The organism is Pseudomonas sp. CLCA07 (assembly GCF_053615335.1).
Window position 1 is genome coordinate 2,214,245 of sequence record NZ_CM132131.1, and the last position, 21,910, is coordinate 2,236,154.

The window sequence follows — 21,910 nt, forward strand, 5'->3', positions numbered from 1 at the left end:
CGCTTTCGCCGGCAAGCCGGGCTCCTACAGTGGTGTATTGCTTAGCCTACGTGCATCAACAGCACTTCGGCCCCCCCTTGCCACCGTAACGAGCTTCCTGGCGTTCGCGGAAGAACATCTCGTAGCTCATCACCGGTTTGTCCGGGTGTTTGGTTTGCATATGCTCGACGTAGGTGTCGTAGTCGGGCATGCCGACCATCAGGCGCGCGGCCTGACCGAGGTATTTACCGAGGCGACTCAGGTCATTGAACATGTTTGCAATCCTCGATTACGCGTCCGGCAGGGCCTGGAATGGCGATTCTTTATCCGTACGCTCTTTTTTACCCCAAGAGGCAATGCCGACCTTGAGTGCGTAGAACAGGATACTGAAGACCACGAACAAGAACAGCGCCGTCAGCGTTGCGTTGGTGTAGGCATTGAAGATCACGTGCTGCATCTGCGTGATGTCCTTGGCCGGAGCGAGGATCTGACCATTGGCCAGAGCATCGCTGTATTTCTTGGCCAGCGACAGGAAGCCGATCGCCGGGTTGGCGTCGAACAGCTTGATGAAGCCTGCAGTGGTGGTGCAGATCAGCAGCCAGGCCGCGGGCACCAACGTCACCCAGATATAGCGTTGGCGTTTCATTTTGATCAGCACAACGGTGCCGAGCATCAGCGCGATACCGGCGAGCATCTGGTTGGAGATGCCGAACAGCGGCCACAAGGTGTTGATGCCGCCCAATGGGTCGATCACGCCCTGGTAGAGCAAGTAACCCCACATCGCTACACAACCGGCGGTGGCGATCAGGTTGGCGGTCCAGGATTCGGTGCGTTTCAGCGCCGGGACGAAGGAGCCGAGCAAATCCTGGAGCATGAAACGACCGGCACGGGTGCCAGCGTCGACAGCGGTCAGGATGAACAGTGCTTCGAACAGGATCGCGAAGTGGTACCAGAATGCCATGGTGTTTTCACCCGGCAGGACGCTGTGCAGGATCTGCGCGATACCCACTGCCAGGGTCGGCGCACCACCGGCACGGGCCAGGATGGTGGTTTCGCCAATATCATGGGCCACCGCTTGCAGGGCTTCCGGGGTAATGGCAAAACCCCAGCTGCTGACCGCTTGCGCCACCGCCACTACATCGCCGCCGACCACAGCTGGGGGGCTGTTCATCGCAAAGTACACACCCGGTTCGATCACCGAGGCGGCAACGATGGCCATGATGGCGACGAACGATTCCATTAGCATGCCGCCGTAACCGATGTAACGGGCGTTGGTTTCGTTATCCAGCAGCTTCGGCGTGGTACCGGAGGAGATCAGTGCGTGGAAACCCGAAACCGCACCACAAGCAATGGTGATGAACAGGAACGGAAACAGACCGCCCTTCCACACCGGCCCGGTGCCGTCGATGAACTGGGTCAGCGCCGGCATTTTCAGCTCGGGCATGGTCACCACAATACCGATGGCCAAAGCGACGATGGTGCCGATTTTCAGGAAGGTCGACAGGTAGTCGCGCGGGGCCAGAATCAGCCACACCGGCAACACTGCCGCAACAAAACCGTAGCCAATCAACATCCAGGTGATCTCAATCCCGGTGAAGCTGAACGCCTTGGCCCAGACCGGGTCAGCAGCAATCTGCCCACCGAGCCAGATGGAACCCAGCAGCAACAGCACGCCGACCACGGAGATTTCACCAATGCGGCCCGGGCGGATGTAGCGCATATAAATGCCCATGAACATCGCAATCGGGATGGTCGCCATCACCGTGAAAATGCCCCATGGGCTCTCGGCCAGGGCCTTGACCACGATCAGTGCCAGCACCGCGAGGATGATGACCATGATCAGGAAGCAGCCAAACAGCGCAATGGTGCCGGGGATGCGGCCCATTTCTTCACGGACCATGTCACCCAGAGACCGGCCATTACGGCGGGTCGACATGAACAACACCATGAAGTCCTGAACAGAACCGGCCAGCACCACGCCCGCGATTATCCACAGAGTACCCGGCAGGTAACCCATCTGCGCCGCCAATACCGGACCGACCAGAGGACCAGCGCCAGCGATGGCCGCGAAGTGGTGGCCGAAAAGAATGTGTTTGTTGGTCGGAACGTAGTCCAGACCGTCATTATTGAGTACGGCGGGGGTGGCCCGTCGCGGGTCGAGTTGCATCACATTGTTAGCGATGAACAGACTGTAGTAGCGATACGCAACCAGATAAATGGCCACCGCAGCAACCACAATCCACAAGGCGTTGATCGCCTCACCACGGCGCAATGCCACTACACCCAGGGCGCACGCACCGACGATTGCCAGCAGAAGCCAGGGTAAGTGGCGTAGCGGGCTATTATTATTATTTTTCATTTTATGATTCCAGCCAGAGTGGACAAGAAAGACAGCCACCCCGAGTTTAGCTCTCCTGACGGCAAAGGCCATACCCTGATATTGGTCTAGACGCCTGCCTGCGCTGGCAGGTCTTGACAATGCGGGACTATAGTCAGCGTACCTATTCGAGGATTGCGCCATGAGCGAACACGCAGCCGATCGCCGCCGCTTCAAACGTATCGCGTTCGATGCCAGGACCGAGCTGAGTCAGGGGGAATACATCTGGCCGGTGAAGTTGATCGACCTGTCGCTCAAGGGGCTGCTGATCGAGAAGCCCGAGCCGTGGCTGGGTAACCCAGAGTGGCATTTCCTCGTCGATATTCATCTTACCGATGACGTTGCCATCAAGATGGATGTGCAACTGACCCACGATGATCATGGCCAACTCGGCTTCGTCTGCAAACACATCAGCCTGGAATCGATTGAACGCCTGCGGCGGTTGATCGAACTCAACCTTGGCGACCCAGAGGAACTGGAACGCGAGCTGGGCGCCTTGATCGAAGTTTGAAGCCATACGCTATTCCACTGTGGGAGCCGGGCTTGCCCGCGATGACGGTTTCACTTTCAACATCATCGTTGAATGACAGATCGCTATCGCGGGCAAGTCGGATCGTCGCACCGCCGCTCCTACAGGGATTGTGGTTTATTCGAATAAGGCGTCGAGTGCCTGCTCCAGACGCGTCACGGCAATAATCTGCAACCCCGGTGGCGCCTCTTTCGGCGCATTGCCCTTGGGCACGATGGCGCGCTTGAAGCCGTGCTTGGCGGCTTCTTTCAGGCGTTCCTGACCGCTTGGCACCGGGCGTACTTCGCCGGACAAGCCGACTTCGCCAAACACCAACAGATCATGCGGCAATGGTCGGTTGCGCAAACTGGACATCACCGCCGCCATCAACGCCAGGTCAGAAGCGGTTTCCAAAACCTTCACACCGCCGACCACGTTGAGGAACACGTCCTGATCGTGGGTCGGAATGCCGCCGTGACGGTGCAAGACCGCCAACAACATCGCCAGACGGTTCTGATCCAGCCCCAGCGTGACCCGGCGCGGGTTGGCCAAATGACTGTCGTCCACCAATGCCTGAACTTCCACCAGCATTGGCCGTGTCCCTTCCCACGTCGCCATGACCACACTGCCTGGGACTTCTTCCTGAGCTCGGGTGAGAAAAATCGCCGAAGGGTTAGAGACTTCTTTCAGGCCCTTGTCCGTCATGCCGAACACACCCAATTCGTTGACCGCACCGAAACGGTTTTTTACCGCACGCAACAAACGCAAACGCCCATCGGATTCGCCTTCGAAATACAGAACGGTGTCGACCATGTGCTCCAGCACGCGAGGACCGGCCAGTGCGCCTTCTTTAGTCACGTGGCCCACCAGGAAAATCGCGGTGCCGCTCTGCTTGGCATAACGCACCAGCAAAGCCGCGCTCTCGCGAACCTGAGAGACACCACCCGGCGCCGATTGCAATTGTTCGGTGAAGATCGTCTGGATCGAGTCGATCACCATGACTTTGGGCTTTTCCACCCGGGCCGTGGCGATGATGGTTTCGATGCAGGTTTCGGTCATCACCCGCAGTTGATCCTGCGGCAAACCCAGCCGGCGGGCACGCATGGCCACTTGCTGCTGCGATTCTTCGCCGGTGACGTACAGCGCCGGCATGCTCTTGGCGAGGTTGCACAAGGTCTGCAACAGGATGGTCGACTTACCGATGCCCGGATCACCGCCGATCAGCACCACCGAACCGTCGACCAAGCCACCGCCCAGCACCCGATCGAGTTCGCTGGAGGCCGTGGAAAAGCGCGGGATTTCTTCGACGCTGACTTCGGCCAGGGTCTTGATCTGAGCCTGTTGGCCGGTCCAGCCGGTGCGACCGCTCGGGGCAGCGGCACCACCGCTTTCCACCATGGTTTCAGTCAGCGTGTTCCAGGCCCCGCACTCGCCGCACTGGCCAGCCCACTTTGGGAAGGTTGAGCCACACTCGGTGCAGCCGTACATGCGTTTGGCCTTGGCCATCTGAACTCCCGGCAAAAACCGCGATGATAGCTCAGCTGACGTCGATCAGCGCGGCGCAGCGGTGCGGATTTCACCGTTGGCCAGACGCGCGGCGCTGTTGCCCAATGGATCTTCGGCGTCCAGGTCCGCCCCTTTGGCCTTGAGAGCGTCGAGCAACTCGGCACGCTTGAACAGTCCGGCGTACATCGCGGCAGTCTGCCCTGCGCCGTTGCGCTGGTCGGGACTGCAATGGGCCGCCAACAAGGTGCGGGCGATCTGGACTTCACCTTTGAAAATCGCCCCCATCAATGCCGTATTGCCTCTCTGATCCTGAGCACAGGCATCCGCGCCAGCGGCGAGCAAGCGGTCCACTGCGGCGGTCTGGCCGTGATAGGCCGCCAGTATCAGCACGGTGTAACCCTTGCTGTCGCGGGTTTCGAGTGAGTATCCAGCCTCAATGAACGTATCGAGCATTGGCACATCGCCACGGCGGGCGGCGCCGAAGTAGTAATCCTGCAGTTGAGCGGACAGCGCCGCAGAATCTTCGGTCGTGGCGCAAAAGGCACTGGTCGATAGCGACGCCAGTAACAGAAACAGATAACTACGCATCGCAAGCTCCTTGGCTCGACGGGACCTCACCCGAGGTCCCGCTTTTCAGGCAAACACGGTCAGTCGACCAGGTTGGCCGCCAGCACCTTGACCCGGCTCATGTCACCCTTGGCCACCTTGGTCACGCCTGCCCCGTATTCCGGGTCGGCTTTGTAAAGGAACGACAGGATGATGTGCTTGCTCTCGTCATCGGTTGTCGCGAGCGAACCGCCAAAACTATCGATCAGGTCGTTTCGCTCTTTTTTGCTGAAGGAGCGATACAGATCACCGGCCTGCTTGAAGTTTTGCTCGCGCTGGATCTTCGCCTGCTGGGTGCTGCCCGTCAGCACCGATTGGCTGTAACGCGCGGCTTGCGGCTCTTCGCGGGGCATCAGACGGCTCGGCTGATAATTCACGCCCGTGCTGCTGTGGCCGACGTTCATCGCGCCGTCCTGATTACCGTTATTCACGGCAACTTTTGGCGCGTTGATCGGCAACTGCAGCGCATTGGCGCCCAGACGATAGAGTTGCGTATCGGCGTAGGAGAATACTCGCCCCTGCAATAAACGATCTTCCGATGGCTCGATACCGGGAACAAGATTGGCCGGCGCCATGGCAACTTGTTCGGTTTCCTGGAAGACATTTGCAGGATTACGATTCAAAACCATTTGTCCAATTTTTCGTTCCGGAACTCCGGGCCAGATCTTGGTTGCGTCCAATGGATCGAAATCAAACTTGTACAGATCTTGAGATTTTACAACCTGAACGTACAAGTCCCACTTCGGAAAGTCACCCTTGTTAATATGTGCAACCAAGTCATTGGTCATATGACTGTAGTCTTGGCCTTGAACTTTTGCGACCGACTTCGGATCGAGATTATTGTTCCCCTGCAAACTCTTCCAATGAAACTTTACGTAATGCACATCACCTTTGGCATTAACTAACTTGTAGGCGTGTACACCGTTTCCGTCCATTTCCCGGTAACTGGCGGGAGTACCAGAGTTGGAATACAACTCGGTCAGGGTGCGAGTGGCTTCAGGGACATGGGAGAAGAAGTCGAAACGTCGCGAATCATCGTCGAGGTTGGTGCGCGGATCTGGTTTAAACGCGTGGACCATGTCCGGAAACTTGATTGCGTCGCGGATGAAGAAGGTCGGGAAGTTGTTACCCACCAGGTCCCAGTTGCCGTCGGCGGTGTAGAACTTGGTGGCGAAACCGCGAGGGTCGCGCAGGGTTTCCGGCGAATGGTTGCCATGAACAACGGCGGAGAAACGCACGAACACCGGTGTGCTCTGGCCACCAGCGAATACCTTCGCCTTGGTCAGGTCGCTGAGGTCATTGGTCACGGTGAAGGTGCCATGGGCCCCGGTGCCGCGAGCATGCACCACACGTTCAGGAATACGTTCACGGTCAAAGCGCTGCAGCTTCTGAATCAGTTGCACGTCCTGCAACAGCACGGGGCCGGTGGCACCCGCGGTTTGTGAGTTCTGGTCATCACCCACGGCAGCACCGTTATCCCGGGTCAGGTTGGCAGCATGGACGGAGAAGGACAGCAGGCTGGCGGTTAAAACGCCAAGGGTACGCCGATGGGGAAAAGCCCCAATTCCAATGGTTGAAGTCATATCAGGTTCCTCTGTTTTCGAGGCGCACTCCCAGTGCGCTGACCCGAGGCTAGAGGCCAAAGCGGTAAAGCTTAAATAGAAATAACGCAACGTGATGATTCAGAAATTTATTTTGCTGATCAGCCAGTTAGCGCGTATTTCGTGCGCGATTGCTGGCACTTTGCAAACTAATTGCCGGCAGACAGGTCGATAATCACGCGCACTGTAATAAGGTGTTTCAAGCAAGAGCCGTTTTGCTGCTTTACACTGCGTTTACCAACCTCATCTGTAACAAGGAAATAACCTATGGGCGTGATAAGTGAGTTCAAGGCCTTCGCGGTCAAAGGTAATGTGATCGACATGGCGGTCGGTATCATCGTCGGCGCAGCCTTCGGCAAGATCGTTACGTCGTTTGTCGGCGACGTGGTCATGCCGCCCATTGGCTTGTTGATCGGTGGGGTGGACTTCAGTGATCTGGCCATTACGCTCAAGGCTGCCGAAGGCAATGCCCCGGCCGTGGTGCTGGCTTACGGCAAATTCATCCAGAGCATGATTGACTTCGTCATTGTCGCTTTAGCGATTTTCATGGGGATCAAAGCGATCAACCAACTGAAGCGCGAAGAGGCCGCAGCCCCAACACTGCCGCCGGTCCCGAGCAAGGAAGAAGAGTTGTTGAGCGAGATCCGTGATTTGCTCAAGGCCCAGAACAATCGGCCATGAACGCTGGTTACAACTAGAAACGGCGCCCGTGAGGCGCCGTTTTTTTTACCAAAAGTTTTCCACAGCCACTTGGCCTGGCCGTCGGCTGAGGCTCAGGTGCATGTCATGCTGTTTGAGCAGCTTGCGCGTGTCATCGATCATCTGCGGGTTACCGCAAAGCATGACCCGCGAGTGCTCAGGTGTCAGCGCCACGCCTGCAGCCCGCTCCAGCTCGCCATTTTCGATCAGCGTAGTGATCCGCCCGCTCAGGGCGCCGGGATGTTGTTCGCGAGTGACGGTGGCGATGAACTGCAATTTATGGGCGTTTTCGACCAGATAATCGCGCTGCCCCAACTCGGCGATCAGCGCCTGATACGCCAGTTCCCGGGCTTCGCGTACGCTGTAGACGAGGATGATGCGCTCGAATTTCTCCCAGACCTCAAAGTCCTGCAGGATCGACAGGAACGGGGCAATGCCGGTGCCTGTGGATAACAACCACAGATCACGCCCATCAACAAAACGATCAAGGGTCAAATAACCAAATGCCTGGCGGTCGACCAGCAACGTATCACCGACCTCCAGGCGACTCAGCTCGCTGGTGAACTCCCCTCCTGGTACGACAATGGAGAAGAACTCGAGAAATTCGTCAAAGGGCGACGACACCATTGAATAGGCACGCCAAACCGTACTGCCATCGGCCTTGGTTACACCTAACCGGGCGAACTGCCCTGACCTGAAACGAAAACCCGGATCCCTGGTGGCCCGCAGGGTAAACAGGTTCGGGGTTAACGGCTGGACGTCGAGCAAGGTTTGGCGAGTGAATTTATCGGCACTGGCGGTCATGGGTCGCTCCATTGAACTGACCTCACCAGTGTCGCGCAAAGCAGACGATGTAAACACTGGTGATTTGTAGTGTCTTTGGAAATGAGATCCGCTGTTAGTTATATAGCCGACTTTATAATGCTAACGACATGCACCAATTCGTAAAAAAAACGACAAATAGAATGATGTGCGCCATGTGACTGAGTTTTGCTGGGCTGTTGATTTCTAAGAACCAGACATACACCTTCAAAGATCATCAAGAGCAAAATAATTGCAGCATGTGTCAGTAATTACTCCTACACTCGGCACGTGCTGGATCGCGGATCCAATTTGCACCCCCAAGATATCCGCATGGAGCTACTGCAATGAAAATGTGGAAGGAATCACAGTTAAAAGAAATATCCAACGCCAAGGAAATTAAATCTGCGTATGAAATTTCGCTCAATCTCGTTCAGAGTCTTGGCTTCACTTTCTGTGCTTTTTCAATTACGTCCCCCGCAGAAGCGCATCATCGCGACACAGTAGGTTTTAACAACTACCCGCTCGAATGGAATACGAAATATGACCATGACCATTTCGGTGACGTAGATCCAATACTGGCTCATTGCAAGCAATCAGAACTGCCGATTCTTTGGGAGGATGAGGTTTTCTCAAAGGCGCCTCAGCTTAGGCAGGCGCAAAAAACACTAGGCCTGCAATATGGCTGGTCACAATCGATTCATGACGACAGCGGTCTTCGCAGCATGTTTAGCCTGGCCAGAAGCAACACCCCGATCACTTCCTCTGATTTTTATGAAAATCTGGGCTACGCCATTTTCATCAACCACCAGTTGCATGGGCACGTGGCGCAAAAACTGCGTCATTGCCTGCCGAACGCATGCGCCCCCCATTTATCGACACGTGAAATCGAAATTTTGAAATTGTCAGCCGACGGCAAGACGGCTTATGAATGCTCCAGAATCCTCAGCATCAGTGAACGCACCATCAATTTCCACGTGCACAGTGCAATCCAGAAATTTGGCGTGAACAACAAGATTGCAGCGGTGATAAAGGCTGTGAGGACGGGGGCCATCTGAATCCACACCATGCCCGGAAAACCTACGAGTAATCCAACAGAAAAAAACGTACCATTTGCGGTCCCCTGAGTGATGTCGTCTATAACCTCACGATGAAGTGCACTCGGACGGCCCCGCCCGCTACAACGCCTCCGGCAGCGGGACACCACACCCGTTGACTACCCAGAGCCCCCGTCTCATGCCCCTGCTCGAAACGCCCTTTGCCCAACTCGATCTGATCCGTCAGCCAGAACAGCAGAACGAACCGCTGCAAGCTTTCGATGCGGCCGACGAATACCTGCTCAACCATCTCGCCGAACAACACCCCTCGGCCGAGACTCGGGTACTGGTGCTGAACGACAGTTTTGGCGCGTTGGCCGCCAGCCTCGCAGGCAAGGTCCGGGTGATCAGCAGTGGCGACTCGTTTCTGGCGTTTCAGGGACTGGAGAAAAACCTGATCCGTAACAACCTGCCGTTTGACGCGGTGCCGAGCGTGCCCGCCAGCGAAGCATTCAGCGGCCCGTTTGACCGGGTTTTGCTCCGGGTGCCGAAAACCCTGGCGTTGCTGGAAGAACAGCTTATTCGCCTGCAAGGCCAGTTGGCGCCGGGCGCGCAAGTGATTGCTGCGGCGATGATCAAGCATCTGCCACGTGCTGCCGGTGATCTGCTTGAACGCTACATCGGCCCGGTGCAAGCCTCTTTGGCGGTGAAAAAGGCTCGGCTATTGATCTCCACACCTGAAGCAAAAGCCCCTGTCGTGTCCCCCTACCCTTCGCGCTATCAACTCGATGAACCGGCCATTGAACTGCTGAACCACGCCAATGTGTTTTGCCGCGAAGGACTGGACATCGGCACCCGGGCCTTTCTGCCACACCTGCCAAAGAACCTCGGCAATGCGCGAGTCGCGGACCTCGGTTGCGGTAATGGCGTGCTGGCCATCGCCAGTGCTCTGCAAAACCCGCAGGCGCAGTACACGCTGGTGGACGAGTCGTACATGGCCGTGCAATCGGCCGCCGAAAACTGGCGCGCGGCACTCGGTGACAGAGAAGTCATTGTGCGGGCCGGCGATGGCCTCGCGGGGCAGGAATCTCAATCCCTGGACGTGGTGTTGTGCAATCCGCCGTTCCATCAGCAACAAGTCGTCGGCGACTTTCTCGCCTGGCGCATGTTCCAGCAGGCCCGAGAGGCGCTGGTGGTGGGCGGTGCGCTGTATATCGTCGGCAACCGTCACTTGGGTTACCACAGCAAGCTTGCCCGACTGTTCCGTGGTGTAGAGCAAGTGGCCGCCACGCCAAAATTCGTGATTCTCAAAGCCCGCAAATAAGCCCGAAAAAAACCCTCCATGCAGGAGGGTTGTAAATCCGTGCCTCCAAGGCAACGGGATGGGATCTTCAGTGCGTGGTCAGACCTGCAGCATTCATGAACATGCGCATCAGGCTGGCCACGATAAACAGGGCGCCGACGCTACCGACCCAGATCAGGGCCAGCCATCCAAGCCGTTGCCACAGCGGCTTCTTCTCGGCGGCTTCGATGTCCTGCAAGGAATGTTTGCCCGTCATCATCGTGATCTCCTCTGAAGCGGCGCAGGTCTTAGCGCTGCGCCGTCATCGTGTGCCCTAGTGATAACCGTCTTCGTGGGTCACCTTGCCGCGGAACACGTAGTAGCTCCAGAAGGTGTAACCCAGGATAAACGGGATGATGAACAACGTGCCCACCAGCATGAAACCCTGGCTTTGCGGCGGTGCAGCAGCGTCCCAGATCGAGATGGACGGTGGCACGATGTTCGGCCACAGGCTGATGCCCAAACCGCTGTAGCCGAGGAAGATCAGCACCAGCGTCAGCAGGAACGGCGTGTAGTGCGCATTGCGGGCGACGGCGCGGATCAAACCGTACATAGTCACCAGCACGAGAATCGGCACGGGCATGAACCAGAACAGATTGGGCAGCGTGAACCAGCGAGCGGCGATTTCGGCGTGGGCCAATGGCGTCCAGATGCTGACGATGCCGATAACCGCCAACACCACGAAGGCCAGCGGCCGGGCCAGATCGTGCATTTGCTCTTGCAGCTTGCCTTCGGTCTTCATGATCAGCCACGTGCAACCGAGCAACGCATAAGCCACAACCAGCGCCAAGCCGCAAAACAGGGTGAACGGTGTCAGCCAGTCCAGTGAACCACCGGCAAACTGGCGATTGACCACCGGCAACCCATCAATGAAGGCCCCCAATGCCACACCCTGGAAGAAGGTTGCGGTGACGGAGCCACCGATAAAGGCCTTGTCCCAAAGGTGACGCTTATCGTCCCTGGCCTTGAAGCGAAACTCGAAGGCCACGCCACGGAAGATCAGCCCGATCAGCATCAGGATCAGCGGCAGGTACAGCGCCGAGAGCACCACCGAATAGGCCAGCGGAAAGGCACCGAACAACGCAGCGCCGCCCAGTACCAGCCAGGTTTCGTTACCGTCCCACACAGGGGCGACGGTGTTCATCATCACGTCACGGTCGGTCTTGCCGGGGATGAACGGGAAGAGAATCCCGATCCCCAGGTCGAAACCGTCCATGACCACGTACATCATGATGCCGAAGATGATGATCACGGCCCAGATCAGCGGAAGATCAATACCCATGACTCAAATCTCCTTGGTCAGGCTAGGGCTGTGGTCACTGGCGCCATCATCGTCAGCCGCAGAGAGCGGACGAGCCGGTGTACGTTTCTGGCCAGGACCACCGTCGTTGGTTTCCTTGCCTTCGTCGATCTTCGGCCCTTTGCGCACCAGGCGCATCATGTAGCCCAGACCGGCACCGAACAGCGCGAAATACACCACAACGAACAGAATCAGCGTGATGCTCATCTGTACGAAACTATGGTTGGAGGACGCGTCCGCCGTGCGCATCAGACCGTAGACTACCCACGGCTGACGACCGATTTCGGTGGTAAACCAACCCGCGAGGATCGCGATCAGGCCAGACGGCCCCATCCACAACGCCAGGTAAAGGAACGGTCGCGAGGTGTAAAGCTTGTCGCGTTTGCGCAGCCACAGGCTCCACAAACCGGTGAAGATCATCAGCATGCCCAAGCCGACCATGATCCGGAACGACCAGAACACAATGGTCGAATTTGGCCGGTCTTCAGGCGGAAACTCCTTGAGCGCTGGCACCTGCTTGTCCAGCGAGTGAGTGAGAATCAGGCTGCCCAGGTACGGAATCTCGACGGCAAATTTGGTTCTCTCTTCTTTCATGTCCGGCCAGCCGAACAGGATCAGCGGGGTCGGTTCATCGCCATGATTTTCCCAATGCCCTTCAATCGCCGCAATCTTCGCCGGCTGATGCTTGAGGGTATTGAGCCCGTGGAAGTCACCGATGACCGCTTGAATCGGCGCCACGATCAAGGCCATCCACATGGCCATCGACAGCATCTTGCGGATAGCCGGGTTGTCCTTGCCACGCAGCAGATGCCAGGCCGCCGAAGAGCCGACGAAAAACGCCGTGGCCACGAACGCCGCCGTCGCCATGTGCATCAGGCGGTAGGGAAACGAAGGGTTGAAGATCACTGCCAGCCAGTCGGTGGGAATCACCTGCCCATTAACAATTTCGAAACCCTGCGGCGTTTGCATCCAGCTGTTGGAGGCCAGAATCCAGAAGGTCGAGATCAGGGTGCCGATGGCCACCATGACCGTGGCGAAGAAGTGCAAATTGCGCCCGACCTTGTTCCAGCCAAACAGCATGACGCCCAGAAAGCCGGCTTCCAGGAAGAAGGCGGTCAGCACCTCGTACGTCAACAATGGCCCGGTCACCGAACCGGCAAAGTCCGAAAAGCGGCTCCAGTTGGTGCCGAACTGATAAGCCATCACCAACCCGGAGACCACGCCCATGCCGAAGTTGACGGCAAAGATCTTCGACCAAAAGTGATACAGGTCGCGGTAAGTATCGTTATGGGTTTTCAGCCACAAACCTTCGAGCACCGCCAGGTAACTCGCCAGGCCAATGGTGATGGCAGGGAACAGGATATGAAACGAGATGGTAAACGCGAACTGAATTCGGGCGAGATCAAGTGCCTCTAAACCGAACATAAGTCTTCCTCTGTCAGGTAATACGGCTGCTGGCTGGAAGCCTGCACCCATCGGCCCCCACGGGTATGGAGTGAGGTGAATTCAAATTCGTTCTGTTTTTATTAGCATCACAACGCAGGGAGTCTGGCCAAATGGCCGTCGGATCAATTCCTTTTGGGGTTTTGATCTGGATCAATCAACGTTGAAAGAGTAGTCCCATTTCTGGCCATGAACCGCGTGGTCTTTTGCCGCGTGACAAGTTGCCTCATGGCCGCAGACATGCGCCGCGATACTTTCCCTGTGGGAGCGAGCCTGCTCGCGATGGCGGCGTATCAATCAATACTCATGCTGCCTGAAACACCGCTTCGCGAGCAGGCTCGCTCCCACAGGGGGATTTGGGCGATTTCGAGATCGGTGTCTAGCTAACTAAATTTACGGCAACTGCAACTTCTGATTACAGGCTGGTGATAACCTCGCCCTTCCCCTCTCCCAGATTTCCCCGCAGATGCCCAACCAAGAGCCCTTGCTGTTACGTCACCACCGTCCGTTTCTCGCGTTCTGGCTGGCCCGGGTGTTTACCGCCAGTGGTTTCCAGATGCTCACGGTGGCCATTGGCTGGAACCTGTATCAGCTGACCGGCAACGTGCTCGATTTGGGTTTGGTGGGGTTGGTGGAATTTGCGCCACGCGTGCTGTTCATGCTCCACACCGGGCACGTCGCGGACCGCTATGACCGGCGCAAAGTCGCGGCGATCTGCCAGTCCCTGCAAGCGCTGATCGCCCTATCGCTGGCCATCGGCAGTGCAACCGATCAGGTCACCCGGGAAATGATCTTCATCCTCGCGTTCCTGCTCGGTGCCGCGCGCTCCTTCGAAATGCCCACTACTCAAGCCCTGTTGCCCAGCATCGTGCCCAGTGCGCTGTTTCCCCGTGCGGTGGCCGCCGCACAATCTGCGCAGCAATCAGCCACCATCGTCGCTCCGGCGCTCGGTGGTTTGCTCTATGCCTTCGGCAGCGTCTGGGTGTATGGCCCGACGGTGATCCTCTACATCATTGCCTGTGTGCTAATGCTCAACCTGCCGGCCCGGCAAACGCCGCTGAACAAGGGCAAGGCGACGCTGGATTCGCTACTGGCGGGCATCCGCTTCATTCGCAGTCGCCCGGACATTCTCGGGGCGATCTCTCTGGACCTGTTTGCGGTCTTGCTCGGTGGCGCGACGGCGTTGCTGCCGGTGTTTGCCAAGGACATCCTGCTCACCGGCCCGTGGGGTCTGGGCCTGCTGCGTTCAGCGCCGGCAGTCGGAGCGTTACTGATGTCGTTGTTCCTGGCGCGATTTGCGGTTGAGCGCAACGTCGGACGTGTGATGTTCACGGCAGTCGGTGTGTTCGGCGTGGCCACCATCGCCTTCGGCCTTTCGACCTCGTTCTGGTTCTCTCTTGCCGTGCTGGTAGTGCTGGGCGCGGCAGACATGATCAGCATGGTGATCCGCGCCTCGTTCGTGCAACTGGAAACCCCGGACGAAATGCGTGGCCGGGTCAGCGCCGTGAACGGCCTGTTCATCGGCGCTTCGAACCAGTTGGGCGAGTTCGAATCCGGGCTGACCGCCCACTGGTTCGGCACCGTACCGGCGGTGGTCATGGGCGGGATCGGCACGCTGGTGGTGACCGGGGTCTGGGTGAAATTGTTCCCGAGCCTGGCCAACCGCGACCGCATGCATGTGCCGGTGGAAGAAGTGAAGGTCTGAAGCAGGTTGCTGGCATAAATTTGCCGACCAGGTGCAATACATAGATACCGCTTCCAGTGTAATGTATCGCCTTACACTTCTCCCATGATCAAATCCTTTCAGCACAAAGGCCTTCGTGGCTTCTATGAAACAGGTTCGACTCGCGGGATTCGCGCAGACCATGCGAAGCGTCTGTCTCGGATGCTTCAGTTCATGGACCGTGCAGCGCTACCCGGCGACCTCGATATTCCGGGATGGCGACTGCATCCACTCAGGGGAGAGTTGGCCGAATTCTGGTCACTGAGTGTTTCAGGGAACTGGCGAGTTGTTTATCGGTTTATCGGTTTATCGGTTCAGACATCGAACTGGTCGACTATCTGGACTACCACTGACAGGAGGCAGGCAATGCCCATGCACAACCCGCCACACCCTGGCGAAACACTATTGATGGATGTCTTGCCCGAACTCGGCATCAGCGTCACTGAACTGGCCCGCCATCTGGGTTTTGCGCGACCACATCTTTCTCGGGTATTGCATGGACATGCGCCGATCAGCCCCGACCTGGCTGTGCGCCTGGAGCGGGCAGGGATTGGTAAGGCCCGCATGTGGCTAGGGGTTCAGACCGATTATGATCTCTGGCAAGCGGAACAGCGTGAGCAACCGGCGATCAAGCCCATTGCCATCCACGCCTGACATCCCTTAAACCAACAACTCCCCCGCCACCGCCGCGCGCTTAGCTTTGCCGCAGAGTTGTTCCACCAATGTCAGGGCAAATGCCAAGGCGGCCCCGGAGCCCTGGGCGGTCACGCAGTTGCCGTCAACCACCACCGGTTGGTCGACAAAGTTGCAGCCCAACAGCTGATGACTGGCCGAGGGCAGGCACGTCATGCGCCGCTGACGCAACACACCGAACTGTTGCAGCGCGACAGCCGGGGCTTCGGCGATGCCTGCGAACAAGCGTCCGGCGGCGGCTTGATCCTTCATAAGTTGTTGCAGGGGTTGATGGGCCGCCAAGTGTTGCGCGCCAACGGCACCGCCGGGCAAGGCAATAAGGTCGAACGGCTGGGCCAGCAAATCCACCAGCATGGCATCGGCCGTCAGTCGGGTGCCACGAGCGCAGGTGAGCATGCGCCGACCCTCGATGCTGGCCACCACCACTTCAACGTTGGCGCGGCGCAGTACATCGACCAGGGTCACTGTTTGCAGGTCATCAATGCCCTCGGCGAGGGTAATCAAAGCTCTAAAGGTCATGGGGGCAGTCCACAGGGTGATCTTTAAAGCGTAGTCAGCTTTCCTGACGCTTGTTCGAGCGCAGCCGTTACTTGATGTAAAGCTGCGTCGACATCTTGTTGCCCGGCGCGTTGATCGAGGTATTGCTGAACGTGAAGACGCCGTTCTGCTTGCCGGCCAGGTCCAGGACATACAGATAGCCGACGGTTTTTCTCCCGACGGTGCACTCGGTCAGGTTACCGGTATCAAAAGCACAGACCGGCGTGCGGGTGCCGTTCAGTTCAAACCCGTCCAGCGCGACAAACGCCTCACGTCCGTAGCCGACTTCCAACACATAGACCTTGATACTCGGGCCGCTGTGGTCGCAGCGCGTCTGTTCCTGCCCCTCGGCGATGTCTTCAAAGCCACAACCTGGCGATTCGACCTTGAGCACTTTCAACTGGCTCAAGGGTGGCGCCATCGCGGCCGAGGCGTTTTGCGCCCCCAGCAACAAGGCAAACACGACGCCAATCACGGCGATCACAGGCTTTTTCATGCAATACATAGCTACCCCCAAAACCAGCGCGCAGTATGGCTCACTTCACTTGACGGCAAAACATCGACGACGATCGCAGCCATAAGCAGCCATAACCCCACGCGGCTGGTATGATGCGCGGCTTTTTCCGGCCCACAGTAATTTCCCAGGCGCGTTCAGCGGTCTGTGCTTTGCTGTTGAGGTCGATACATTCACGGCGCCGGGCGCGCCACGGGGAGCAGACATGCTGGAAAGGCTGTTTCAACTCAAGGCACACAACACCAACGTGCGAACCGAGATTCTGGCGGGCGTCACGACTTTCTTGGCCATGGCCTACATTCTGTTCGTCAACCCGAGCATCCTCGGCGAGACCGGCATGGACAAGGGCGCGGTGTTTGTCGCCACCTGTCTGGCTGCGGCCATCGGCTCCACAACCATGGGCCTGATCGCCAACTACCCGATCGCACTCGCACCGGGCATGGGTCTGAACGCCTTCTTCACCTACACCGTGGTTCTGCACATGGGCCACACCTGGCAAGTGGCGCTGGGGGCGGTGTTCATCTCGGCGGTGTGCTTCTTCCTGCTGTCGATCTTCCGCATCCGTGAATGGATCATCAACAGCATCCCGCTGCCGCTGCGCTCGGCGATTGCCGCTGGTATCGGCCTGTTCCTGGCGCTGATCGCCCTGCATAACGCGGGTATCGTGGTCAGCAACCCGGCGACCATGGTCGGCCTCGGTGACCTGAAACAACCGGCCCCGATCCTCGCGACCTTGGGTTTTGCCCTGATCGTTGCTCTCGAAGCCCTGGCCGTACGCGGCGCAGTGCTGATCGGCATTCTGGTGGTAACGATCGTTTCGATCGTGATGGGCTTCACCCCGTTCGGCGGCGTGATGTCGATGCCGCCCTCCCTGGCCCCGACCTTCCTGCAATTGGACATCAAAGGCGCACTGGACATCGGTCTGGTCAGCGTGATTTTCGCCTTCCTGTTTGTCGACCTGTTCGACAACTCCGGCACGCTGATCGGCGTCGCCAAGCGCGCCGGCCTGATGAGCAAGGACGGCCACATGCCGAAAATGGGTCGCGCGCTGATCGCCGACAGCACCGCAGCCATGGCCGGCTCGCTGTTGGGTACCTCGACCACCACCAGCTACATCGAATCCGCAGCCGGCGTGAGTGCCGGTGGCCGCACCGGCCTGACCGCCGTTGTGGTGGCGATTCTGTTCCTGCTGGCATTGTTCTTCTCGCCATTGGCCGCCAGCGTTCCGGCGTTCGCCACAGCACCAGCACTGCTGTTCGTCGCCGTACTGATGACCTCCGGCCTGGCCGAAATAGACTGGGACGACATCACCGTTGCCGCACCGGTCGTGATCACCGCTCTGGCCATGCCGTTCACTTATTCCATCGCCAATGGTATCGCCTTCGGTTTCATTTCCTGGACCGCAATCAAGCTGATGTCCGGTCGCGGCCGTGAGCTGAACCCGGCGCTGGTAATTCTGTCGATTCTGTTCGTGATCAAGTTGGGTTGGTTCAACGCATGACTTTTGATTCCCAGGCCTACGCCGTTCAGCTTGAAGAAAAGGTCACGCGCCTGCGTGACCTGCTGGCCCCGTTCGATGCACCTGAACCGGCCGTCTTCGACTCACCGCTGCAAAACTTCCGCCTGCGCGCCGAGTTCCGCCTGTGGCGTGAAGCCGGCGAGCGGCACTACGCGATGTTTTCCCAGGAAGACAAACGTACGCCGATCCTGATCGAAGAGTTTCCAATCGCAAGCGTGCGCATCAATCAGTTGATGCCGCAGCTCAAAGCGGCATGGAAAGCCAGTGCAGCCCTGAGCCACAAGCTGTTTCAGGTGGAGTTCCTGACCACCCTGGCCGGCGATGCGATGATCACCCTGTGCTATCACCGCCCGCTGGACGAGCATTGGCATACAGCTGCCACGAAACTGGCCGCCGACCTGAACGTCAGCATCATCGGTCGTTCCAAGGGCAAACGCGAAGTGATCGGCCACGATTATGTGGTGGAGAAGCTCGACGTCGGCGGTCGCACCTTCAGCTATCGCCAGCCGGAAGGCGCGTTCACCCAGCCCAACGGCACCGTCAACCAGAAGATGCTCAACTGGGCTTACGACGCCCTCGGTGATCGCACCGACGATTTGCTGGAGTTGTACTGCGGCAACGGCAACTTCACCCTGCCGCTCGCCACCCGTGTACGCAAAGTGCTGGCCACGGAAATCAGCAAGACATCAGTCAATGCAGCCCTGAGCAACCTCAGCGAAAACGCGGTGGATAACGTTACGTTGGTGCGCCTGTCCGCTGAAGAGCTGACCGAAGCGCTGAACGAAGTCCGCCCGTTCCGGCGCCTGCACGGCATTGACCTCAAGAGCTACGAGTTCGGTAGCGTGTTCGTCGACCCGCCCCGTGCCGGCATGGACCCGGACACCTGCGAGTTGACCCGACGCTTCGACAACATCCTCTACATCTCCTGCAACCCGGAAACGCTGGCGGCGAACATCGCCCAGTTGCACGACACGCATCGCATCACTCAGTGCGCGATGTTTGACCAGTTCCCGTGGACGCATCACATGGAATCCGGGGTGTTGTTGACCCGTCGTTGATTACAGTTGCCCGTACAAATCAGCCGTCATGACGACGGCTTTTTTGTGGGCGATCAATGAGCCGAATCCACCTTGCGTGGGCGACCGCCCTTTTTGCCATTGGCCCGAGCAGCCTCGGCCTTGGCGACACTGCTCTGACGACCATTGCGCGAGGCGATGACTGAAGACGCCATGTCCATCAGTGGCTTGCTCGCTGAAATCAATCCAGCAATGGACACCTGTAAATCACGGCCTTCATGGCAGAGCGCGGTTCCCGAAAAGCCGACCTTCAAGTGGGCGAAGTCCCCATCGTCAAAGCCATCAAACTCCGGGTAATTCTTCGCCGGTAGCAGCACGCCACTGCCGTCTTCAAAGCCGACGACCAGGCAATGTCCTGTCCAGGTCACTGCTGTCGCATTCAAACCGCTACGACGACTCAACTCGCCTCGCTGAATGGCCTGATCCAGTGTTTCTTCGGTGACGGGGCGATCCGCCTGAATGTTCGCCTGCATCGTTTTCATAATTCGATTTCCACTCCCTCGGCAGCCCCCATCAGGGACAACAACGTCTTGTTCGTTTCGGGCTCGTAACAGGCCGAGCCAATCAGGTAGGTCGTGCAGGCGATTCGTTTCATCACGACCACTTCATTGCCCTCCCAATCCCACAACTGATTGTCGAGGCAGGCCGTGCGCAATTTGCTCCACCAGATGCCGCGTGCTCGCCGTAAATGCGCCGGTTGCCGCAGCGCCTGACGCAATCCCTCCAGCACCGCTGAGACGGGTCGCTGCGAATGAGGAACGACATCCCAGAGCTCCACGCCGTTGTGCCAGAAACTGAATTTGAAGCGTGCGCTCCACGTTCGGGCATCTACGTGGACATGAGGCGGACAATGTTCATCGCGCAGCATGATGACCAATGAAAAGCCCTTGTAGCGACATACGTTCATGCTAACCCATCTGTTAGGTTATAGAGTGCAAAGATTCTCCATTCCTTGAAGAACCCGATAATTGGTGCGATCTGATTTTCAGACTAGCGCTTGAGCGTTTTTTGACTCGCCGTCTACTGCGTCAAAATAGTAAGCAATCCTTTCTCCATACCCGCAAAAAAAGCCGCCGCTCCAGATAATCACTGCACGGCAATTTCATCTACAGTGACGCCATTCAGCCCCTTATTTGATCCCCGGTGTAATCAATCATGCAGCGAGTCTTCGATGATCTTCAGCTAGGCAGCATCGAACTGTTTTGCCTGGCGGCCGAGGCCGGGAGCTTTACTGCCGCCGCGCTGGTGGCGGGCGTGACGCCGGCCGCCGTCAGCCGTTCGGTATCGCGCATGGAAGAACGCCTGGGCGTGCGGCTGTTCGCGCGCACGACCCGTAGCGTGAAGTTGACCGACAGTGGTCGCCGGTATTACGAGGAATGTCGCCAGGCGCTGGCACAACTGATCGAAGCCCAACGCGAGGTCATGGGGCAGCAGCAGCAACCGTCCGGCACGTTGCGGATCAGCATTCCCACGACTTATGCACACCACCGGATTTTGCCGTTGCTACCGGCGTTTCGGGCGCGCTTTCCCGAGGTAAAGGTCGAGTCGCACATCAGCAATCGCAACATCGATTTCGTTGGCGAAGGCTATGACATGGCCATTCGCGTTCGGGCGATTCCGGATTCCGGCTTGATTGCCCGACATCTGGAGGACGCCGCGCTGGTGATGATTGCCAGCCCCGAATACCTCAACCGTGCCGGCGTCCCACAAACCCTGGACGACCTTGCGCAGCACGAATGCATTCAGTACGAACTGCCCAGCAGCGGTCGGCGGATTGCCTGGTTGTTCAATGACAGCGGCGCACCACGGGAGATTCTCGCCGAGGGCAGTCTCAGTTGCTCTGACGATGTGCTCGGCGGCGTAACCCTGGCCAAACACGGGGCGGGACTGTTTCAGACGTACCGGTTTATCGTCGAAAGCGAACTGGCCGATGGCTCGCTGGTGGAAGTGTTGAAGCCTTACAGCGGACGCTCGCGACCGTTCACGTTGCTGTATCCGCAAAGCCGCCATGTGCCCCTGAAGTTGCGCGCCTTTATCGACTTCCTGGTTGAGCATCTGCCCCGATAAACCTCGAAACTGTCCGATCACCGCCCACAAATCCCGGCTGAAACGTCTCTTTAATTGACCAAACTAACTAGCTAGTACAATTTATCTCCACAGGCTGAACCAACAGCCGCTTCCAAAAATAATAAGTGGAGAGACCCTCGATGCCCCCTATCGTTCTGGTGCTCAACGGCCCGAACCTGAACCTGCTCGGCACCCGTGAACCGGCGACTTATGGTCACGAAACCCTGGCAGACATCTCTGCGCTGTGCGGACGTGCCGCTGAAGAATTCGGCCTGGCCGTGGAGTTTCGCCAGACCAACCACGAAGGTGAGTTGCTCGACTGGATTCACGCCGCTCGCGGTCGTTGCGCCGGGATTGTGATCAACCCGGCCGCGTGGACCCACACCTCGGTTGCGATCCGCGACGCCCTCGTCGCCAGCGAACTGCCTGTGATCGAAGTCCACCTGTCGAACGTCCACGCCCGTGAGCCTTTCCGCCATCACTCGTTCGTCTCGGCCATCGCCACCGCCGTGCTGGCCGGTTTCGGCAGCCACGGCTATCGCCTGGCGCTGGAACATTTCAGTCTGCAATTGAAGGGGTGAA

Annotated in this window: 23 protein-coding genes and 1 pseudogene; 11 read left to right on the top strand and 13 right to left on the bottom strand. The window is 58.1% G+C overall.

Features of this window, described 5'->3' with window-relative positions; translation table 11 throughout:
- Positions 1 to 55 precede the first annotated feature (55 nt).
- Both ACWGZX_RS10185 and ACWGZX_RS10190 read right to left on the bottom strand, forming a co-directional pair.
- Positions 56 to 253, bottom strand: coding sequence for a YbdD/YjiX family protein (locus tag ACWGZX_RS10185; RefSeq protein ID WP_003228401.1), 198 nt, complete (start codon positions 251 to 253; stop codon positions 56 to 58).
- A gap of 15 nt (positions 254 to 268) precedes the next feature.
- Complete coding sequence (locus ACWGZX_RS10190; protein WP_452628220.1) at positions 269 to 2,338, bottom strand: carbon starvation CstA family protein; 2,070 nt, start codon at positions 2,336 to 2,338, stop codon at positions 269 to 271.
- Positions 2,339 to 2,498: 160 nt separating this feature from the next.
- Between ACWGZX_RS10190 and ACWGZX_RS10195 the strand changes: the two genes are divergently transcribed.
- Complete coding sequence (locus ACWGZX_RS10195; RefSeq protein WP_452628221.1) at positions 2,499 to 2,867, top strand: PilZ domain-containing protein; 369 nt, start codon at positions 2,499 to 2,501, stop codon at positions 2,865 to 2,867.
- A 135-nt stretch (positions 2,868 to 3,002) separates the two neighbouring features.
- Here the strand turns inward: ACWGZX_RS10195 and radA are convergent, their stop codons facing one another.
- Genes radA through katB form a run of 3 tightly spaced genes read right to left on the bottom strand, consistent with a single transcriptional unit; the run spans position 3,003 to position 6,559 of the window.
- Entirely contained in the window at positions 3,003 to 4,370 is a 1,368-nt protein-coding gene (radA, locus tag ACWGZX_RS10200) for a DNA repair protein RadA (RefSeq protein ID WP_008040321.1), read from the bottom strand.
- 45 nt (positions 4,371 to 4,415) lie between these two features.
- Entirely contained in the window at positions 4,416 to 4,958 is a 543-nt protein-coding gene (locus ACWGZX_RS10205; RefSeq protein WP_452628222.1) for an ankyrin repeat domain-containing protein, read from the bottom strand.
- Positions 4,959 to 5,017: 59 nt separating this feature from the next.
- The gene (katB, locus tag ACWGZX_RS10210) at positions 5,018 to 6,559 is read right to left on the bottom strand and encodes a catalase KatB (RefSeq protein ID WP_452628999.1); all 1,542 of its coding nucleotides are present in this window, start codon (positions 6,557 to 6,559) and stop codon (positions 5,018 to 5,020) included.
- A gap of 285 nt (positions 6,560 to 6,844) precedes the next feature.
- Between katB and mscL the strand changes: the two genes are divergently transcribed.
- On the top strand, positions 6,845 to 7,258 hold the full coding sequence (gene mscL, locus ACWGZX_RS10215) for a large-conductance mechanosensitive channel protein MscL (RefSeq protein ID WP_046028605.1): 414 nt from the start codon (positions 6,845 to 6,847) through the stop codon (positions 7,256 to 7,258).
- 45 nt (positions 7,259 to 7,303) lie between these two features.
- Here the strand turns inward: mscL and ACWGZX_RS10220 are convergent, their stop codons facing one another.
- Positions 7,304 to 8,080, bottom strand: a complete 777-nt coding sequence (locus ACWGZX_RS10220; RefSeq protein ID WP_223519421.1) for a ferredoxin--NADP reductase — start codon at positions 8,078 to 8,080, stop codon at positions 7,304 to 7,306.
- 344 nt (positions 8,081 to 8,424) lie between these two features.
- On the opposite strand from ACWGZX_RS10220, the gene ACWGZX_RS10225 reads away from it, so the two are divergent.
- Positions 8,425 to 9,135: an autoinducer binding domain-containing protein gene (locus ACWGZX_RS10225; protein WP_452628223.1), complete on the top strand. Its 711-nt coding sequence runs from the start codon at positions 8,425 to 8,427 to the stop codon at positions 9,133 to 9,135.
- A gap of 178 nt (positions 9,136 to 9,313) precedes the next feature.
- Complete coding sequence (locus ACWGZX_RS10230) at positions 9,314 to 10,438, top strand: methyltransferase (RefSeq protein ID WP_452628224.1); 1,125 nt, start codon at positions 9,314 to 9,316, stop codon at positions 10,436 to 10,438.
- A gap of 67 nt (positions 10,439 to 10,505) precedes the next feature.
- On the opposite strand, the gene ACWGZX_RS10235 is transcribed toward ACWGZX_RS10230, so the two are convergent.
- Genes ACWGZX_RS10235 through ACWGZX_RS10245 form a run of 3 tightly spaced genes read right to left on the bottom strand, consistent with a single transcriptional unit; the run spans position 10,506 to position 13,181 of the window.
- Positions 10,506 to 10,673 (bottom strand): DUF2474 domain-containing protein, encoded by a 168-nt coding sequence (locus tag ACWGZX_RS10235; RefSeq protein ID WP_452629000.1) that lies wholly within the window; start codon positions 10,671 to 10,673, stop codon positions 10,506 to 10,508.
- A 57-nt stretch (positions 10,674 to 10,730) separates the two neighbouring features.
- The gene (cydB, locus tag ACWGZX_RS10240; RefSeq protein WP_452628225.1) at positions 10,731 to 11,738 is read right to left on the bottom strand and encodes a cytochrome d ubiquinol oxidase subunit II; all 1,008 of its coding nucleotides are present in this window, start codon (positions 11,736 to 11,738) and stop codon (positions 10,731 to 10,733) included.
- Between the two features lie 3 nt (positions 11,739 to 11,741).
- Positions 11,742 to 13,181 (bottom strand): cytochrome ubiquinol oxidase subunit I, encoded by a 1,440-nt coding sequence (locus ACWGZX_RS10245; RefSeq protein ID WP_452628226.1) that lies wholly within the window; start codon positions 13,179 to 13,181, stop codon positions 11,742 to 11,744.
- A 484-nt stretch (positions 13,182 to 13,665) separates the two neighbouring features.
- On the opposite strand from ACWGZX_RS10245, the gene ACWGZX_RS10250 reads away from it, so the two are divergent.
- From ACWGZX_RS10250 to ACWGZX_RS10260, 3 genes and pseudogenes are all read left to right on the top strand, one after another.
- Complete coding sequence (locus tag ACWGZX_RS10250) at positions 13,666 to 14,904, top strand: MFS transporter (protein ID WP_223519411.1); 1,239 nt, start codon at positions 13,666 to 13,668, stop codon at positions 14,902 to 14,904.
- Between the two features lie 84 nt (positions 14,905 to 14,988).
- Positions 14,989 to 15,275, top strand: a pseudogene (locus ACWGZX_RS10255) (type II toxin-antitoxin system RelE/ParE family toxin).
- A 13-nt stretch (positions 15,276 to 15,288) separates the two neighbouring features.
- On the top strand, positions 15,289 to 15,576 hold the full coding sequence (locus ACWGZX_RS10260; RefSeq protein ID WP_059182122.1) for a HigA family addiction module antitoxin: 288 nt from the start codon (positions 15,289 to 15,291) through the stop codon (positions 15,574 to 15,576).
- 6 nt (positions 15,577 to 15,582) lie between these two features.
- Here ACWGZX_RS10260 and ACWGZX_RS10265 read toward each other — a convergent pair whose 3' ends face one another.
- A complete protein-coding gene (locus ACWGZX_RS10265; protein ID WP_452628227.1) occupies positions 15,583 to 16,134 on the bottom strand; it encodes a DJ-1 family glyoxalase III in 552 nt (183 codons plus the stop codon).
- A 67-nt stretch (positions 16,135 to 16,201) separates the two neighbouring features.
- Entirely contained in the window at positions 16,202 to 16,648 is a 447-nt protein-coding gene (locus ACWGZX_RS10270; RefSeq protein ID WP_452628228.1) for a DUF4879 domain-containing protein, read from the bottom strand.
- Positions 16,649 to 16,871: 223 nt separating this feature from the next.
- Between ACWGZX_RS10270 and ACWGZX_RS10275 the strand changes: the two genes are divergently transcribed.
- Both ACWGZX_RS10275 and trmA read left to right on the top strand, forming a co-directional pair.
- The gene (locus tag ACWGZX_RS10275; protein ID WP_223461025.1) at positions 16,872 to 18,167 is read left to right on the top strand and encodes an NCS2 family permease; all 1,296 of its coding nucleotides are present in this window, start codon (positions 16,872 to 16,874) and stop codon (positions 18,165 to 18,167) included.
- Positions 18,164 to 19,243, top strand: a complete 1,080-nt coding sequence (gene trmA / locus ACWGZX_RS10280) for a tRNA (uridine(54)-C5)-methyltransferase TrmA (RefSeq protein ID WP_452628229.1) — start codon at positions 18,164 to 18,166, stop codon at positions 19,241 to 19,243. Before ACWGZX_RS10275 ends, trmA begins: the two co-directional genes overlap by 4 nt.
- Positions 19,244 to 19,296: 53 nt before the next feature.
- Here trmA and ACWGZX_RS10285 read toward each other — a convergent pair whose 3' ends face one another.
- Positions 19,297 to 19,743 carry a DUF2442 domain-containing protein gene (locus ACWGZX_RS10285; RefSeq protein ID WP_452628230.1) on the bottom strand — a complete coding sequence of 149 codons (447 nt, stop codon included), beginning with the start codon at positions 19,741 to 19,743 and terminating at the stop codon, positions 19,297 to 19,299.
- On the bottom strand, positions 19,740 to 20,168 hold the full coding sequence (locus ACWGZX_RS10290; RefSeq protein WP_452628231.1) for a DUF4160 domain-containing protein: 429 nt from the start codon (positions 20,166 to 20,168) through the stop codon (positions 19,740 to 19,742). The genes ACWGZX_RS10285 and ACWGZX_RS10290 overlap by 4 nt, the downstream gene beginning before the upstream one ends.
- A 248-nt stretch (positions 20,169 to 20,416) precedes the next feature.
- Here ACWGZX_RS10290 and ACWGZX_RS10295 point away from each other — a divergent pair, with 248 nt between their 5' ends.
- Positions 20,417 to 21,328: a LysR family transcriptional regulator gene (locus ACWGZX_RS10295; protein ID WP_452628232.1), complete on the top strand. Its 912-nt coding sequence runs from the start codon at positions 20,417 to 20,419 to the stop codon at positions 21,326 to 21,328.
- A 140-nt stretch (positions 21,329 to 21,468) separates the two neighbouring features.
- The gene (gene aroQ / locus ACWGZX_RS10300) at positions 21,469 to 21,909 is read left to right on the top strand and encodes a type II 3-dehydroquinate dehydratase (protein WP_223519394.1); all 441 of its coding nucleotides are present in this window, start codon (positions 21,469 to 21,471) and stop codon (positions 21,907 to 21,909) included.
- Position 21,910 lies beyond the last annotated feature (1 nt).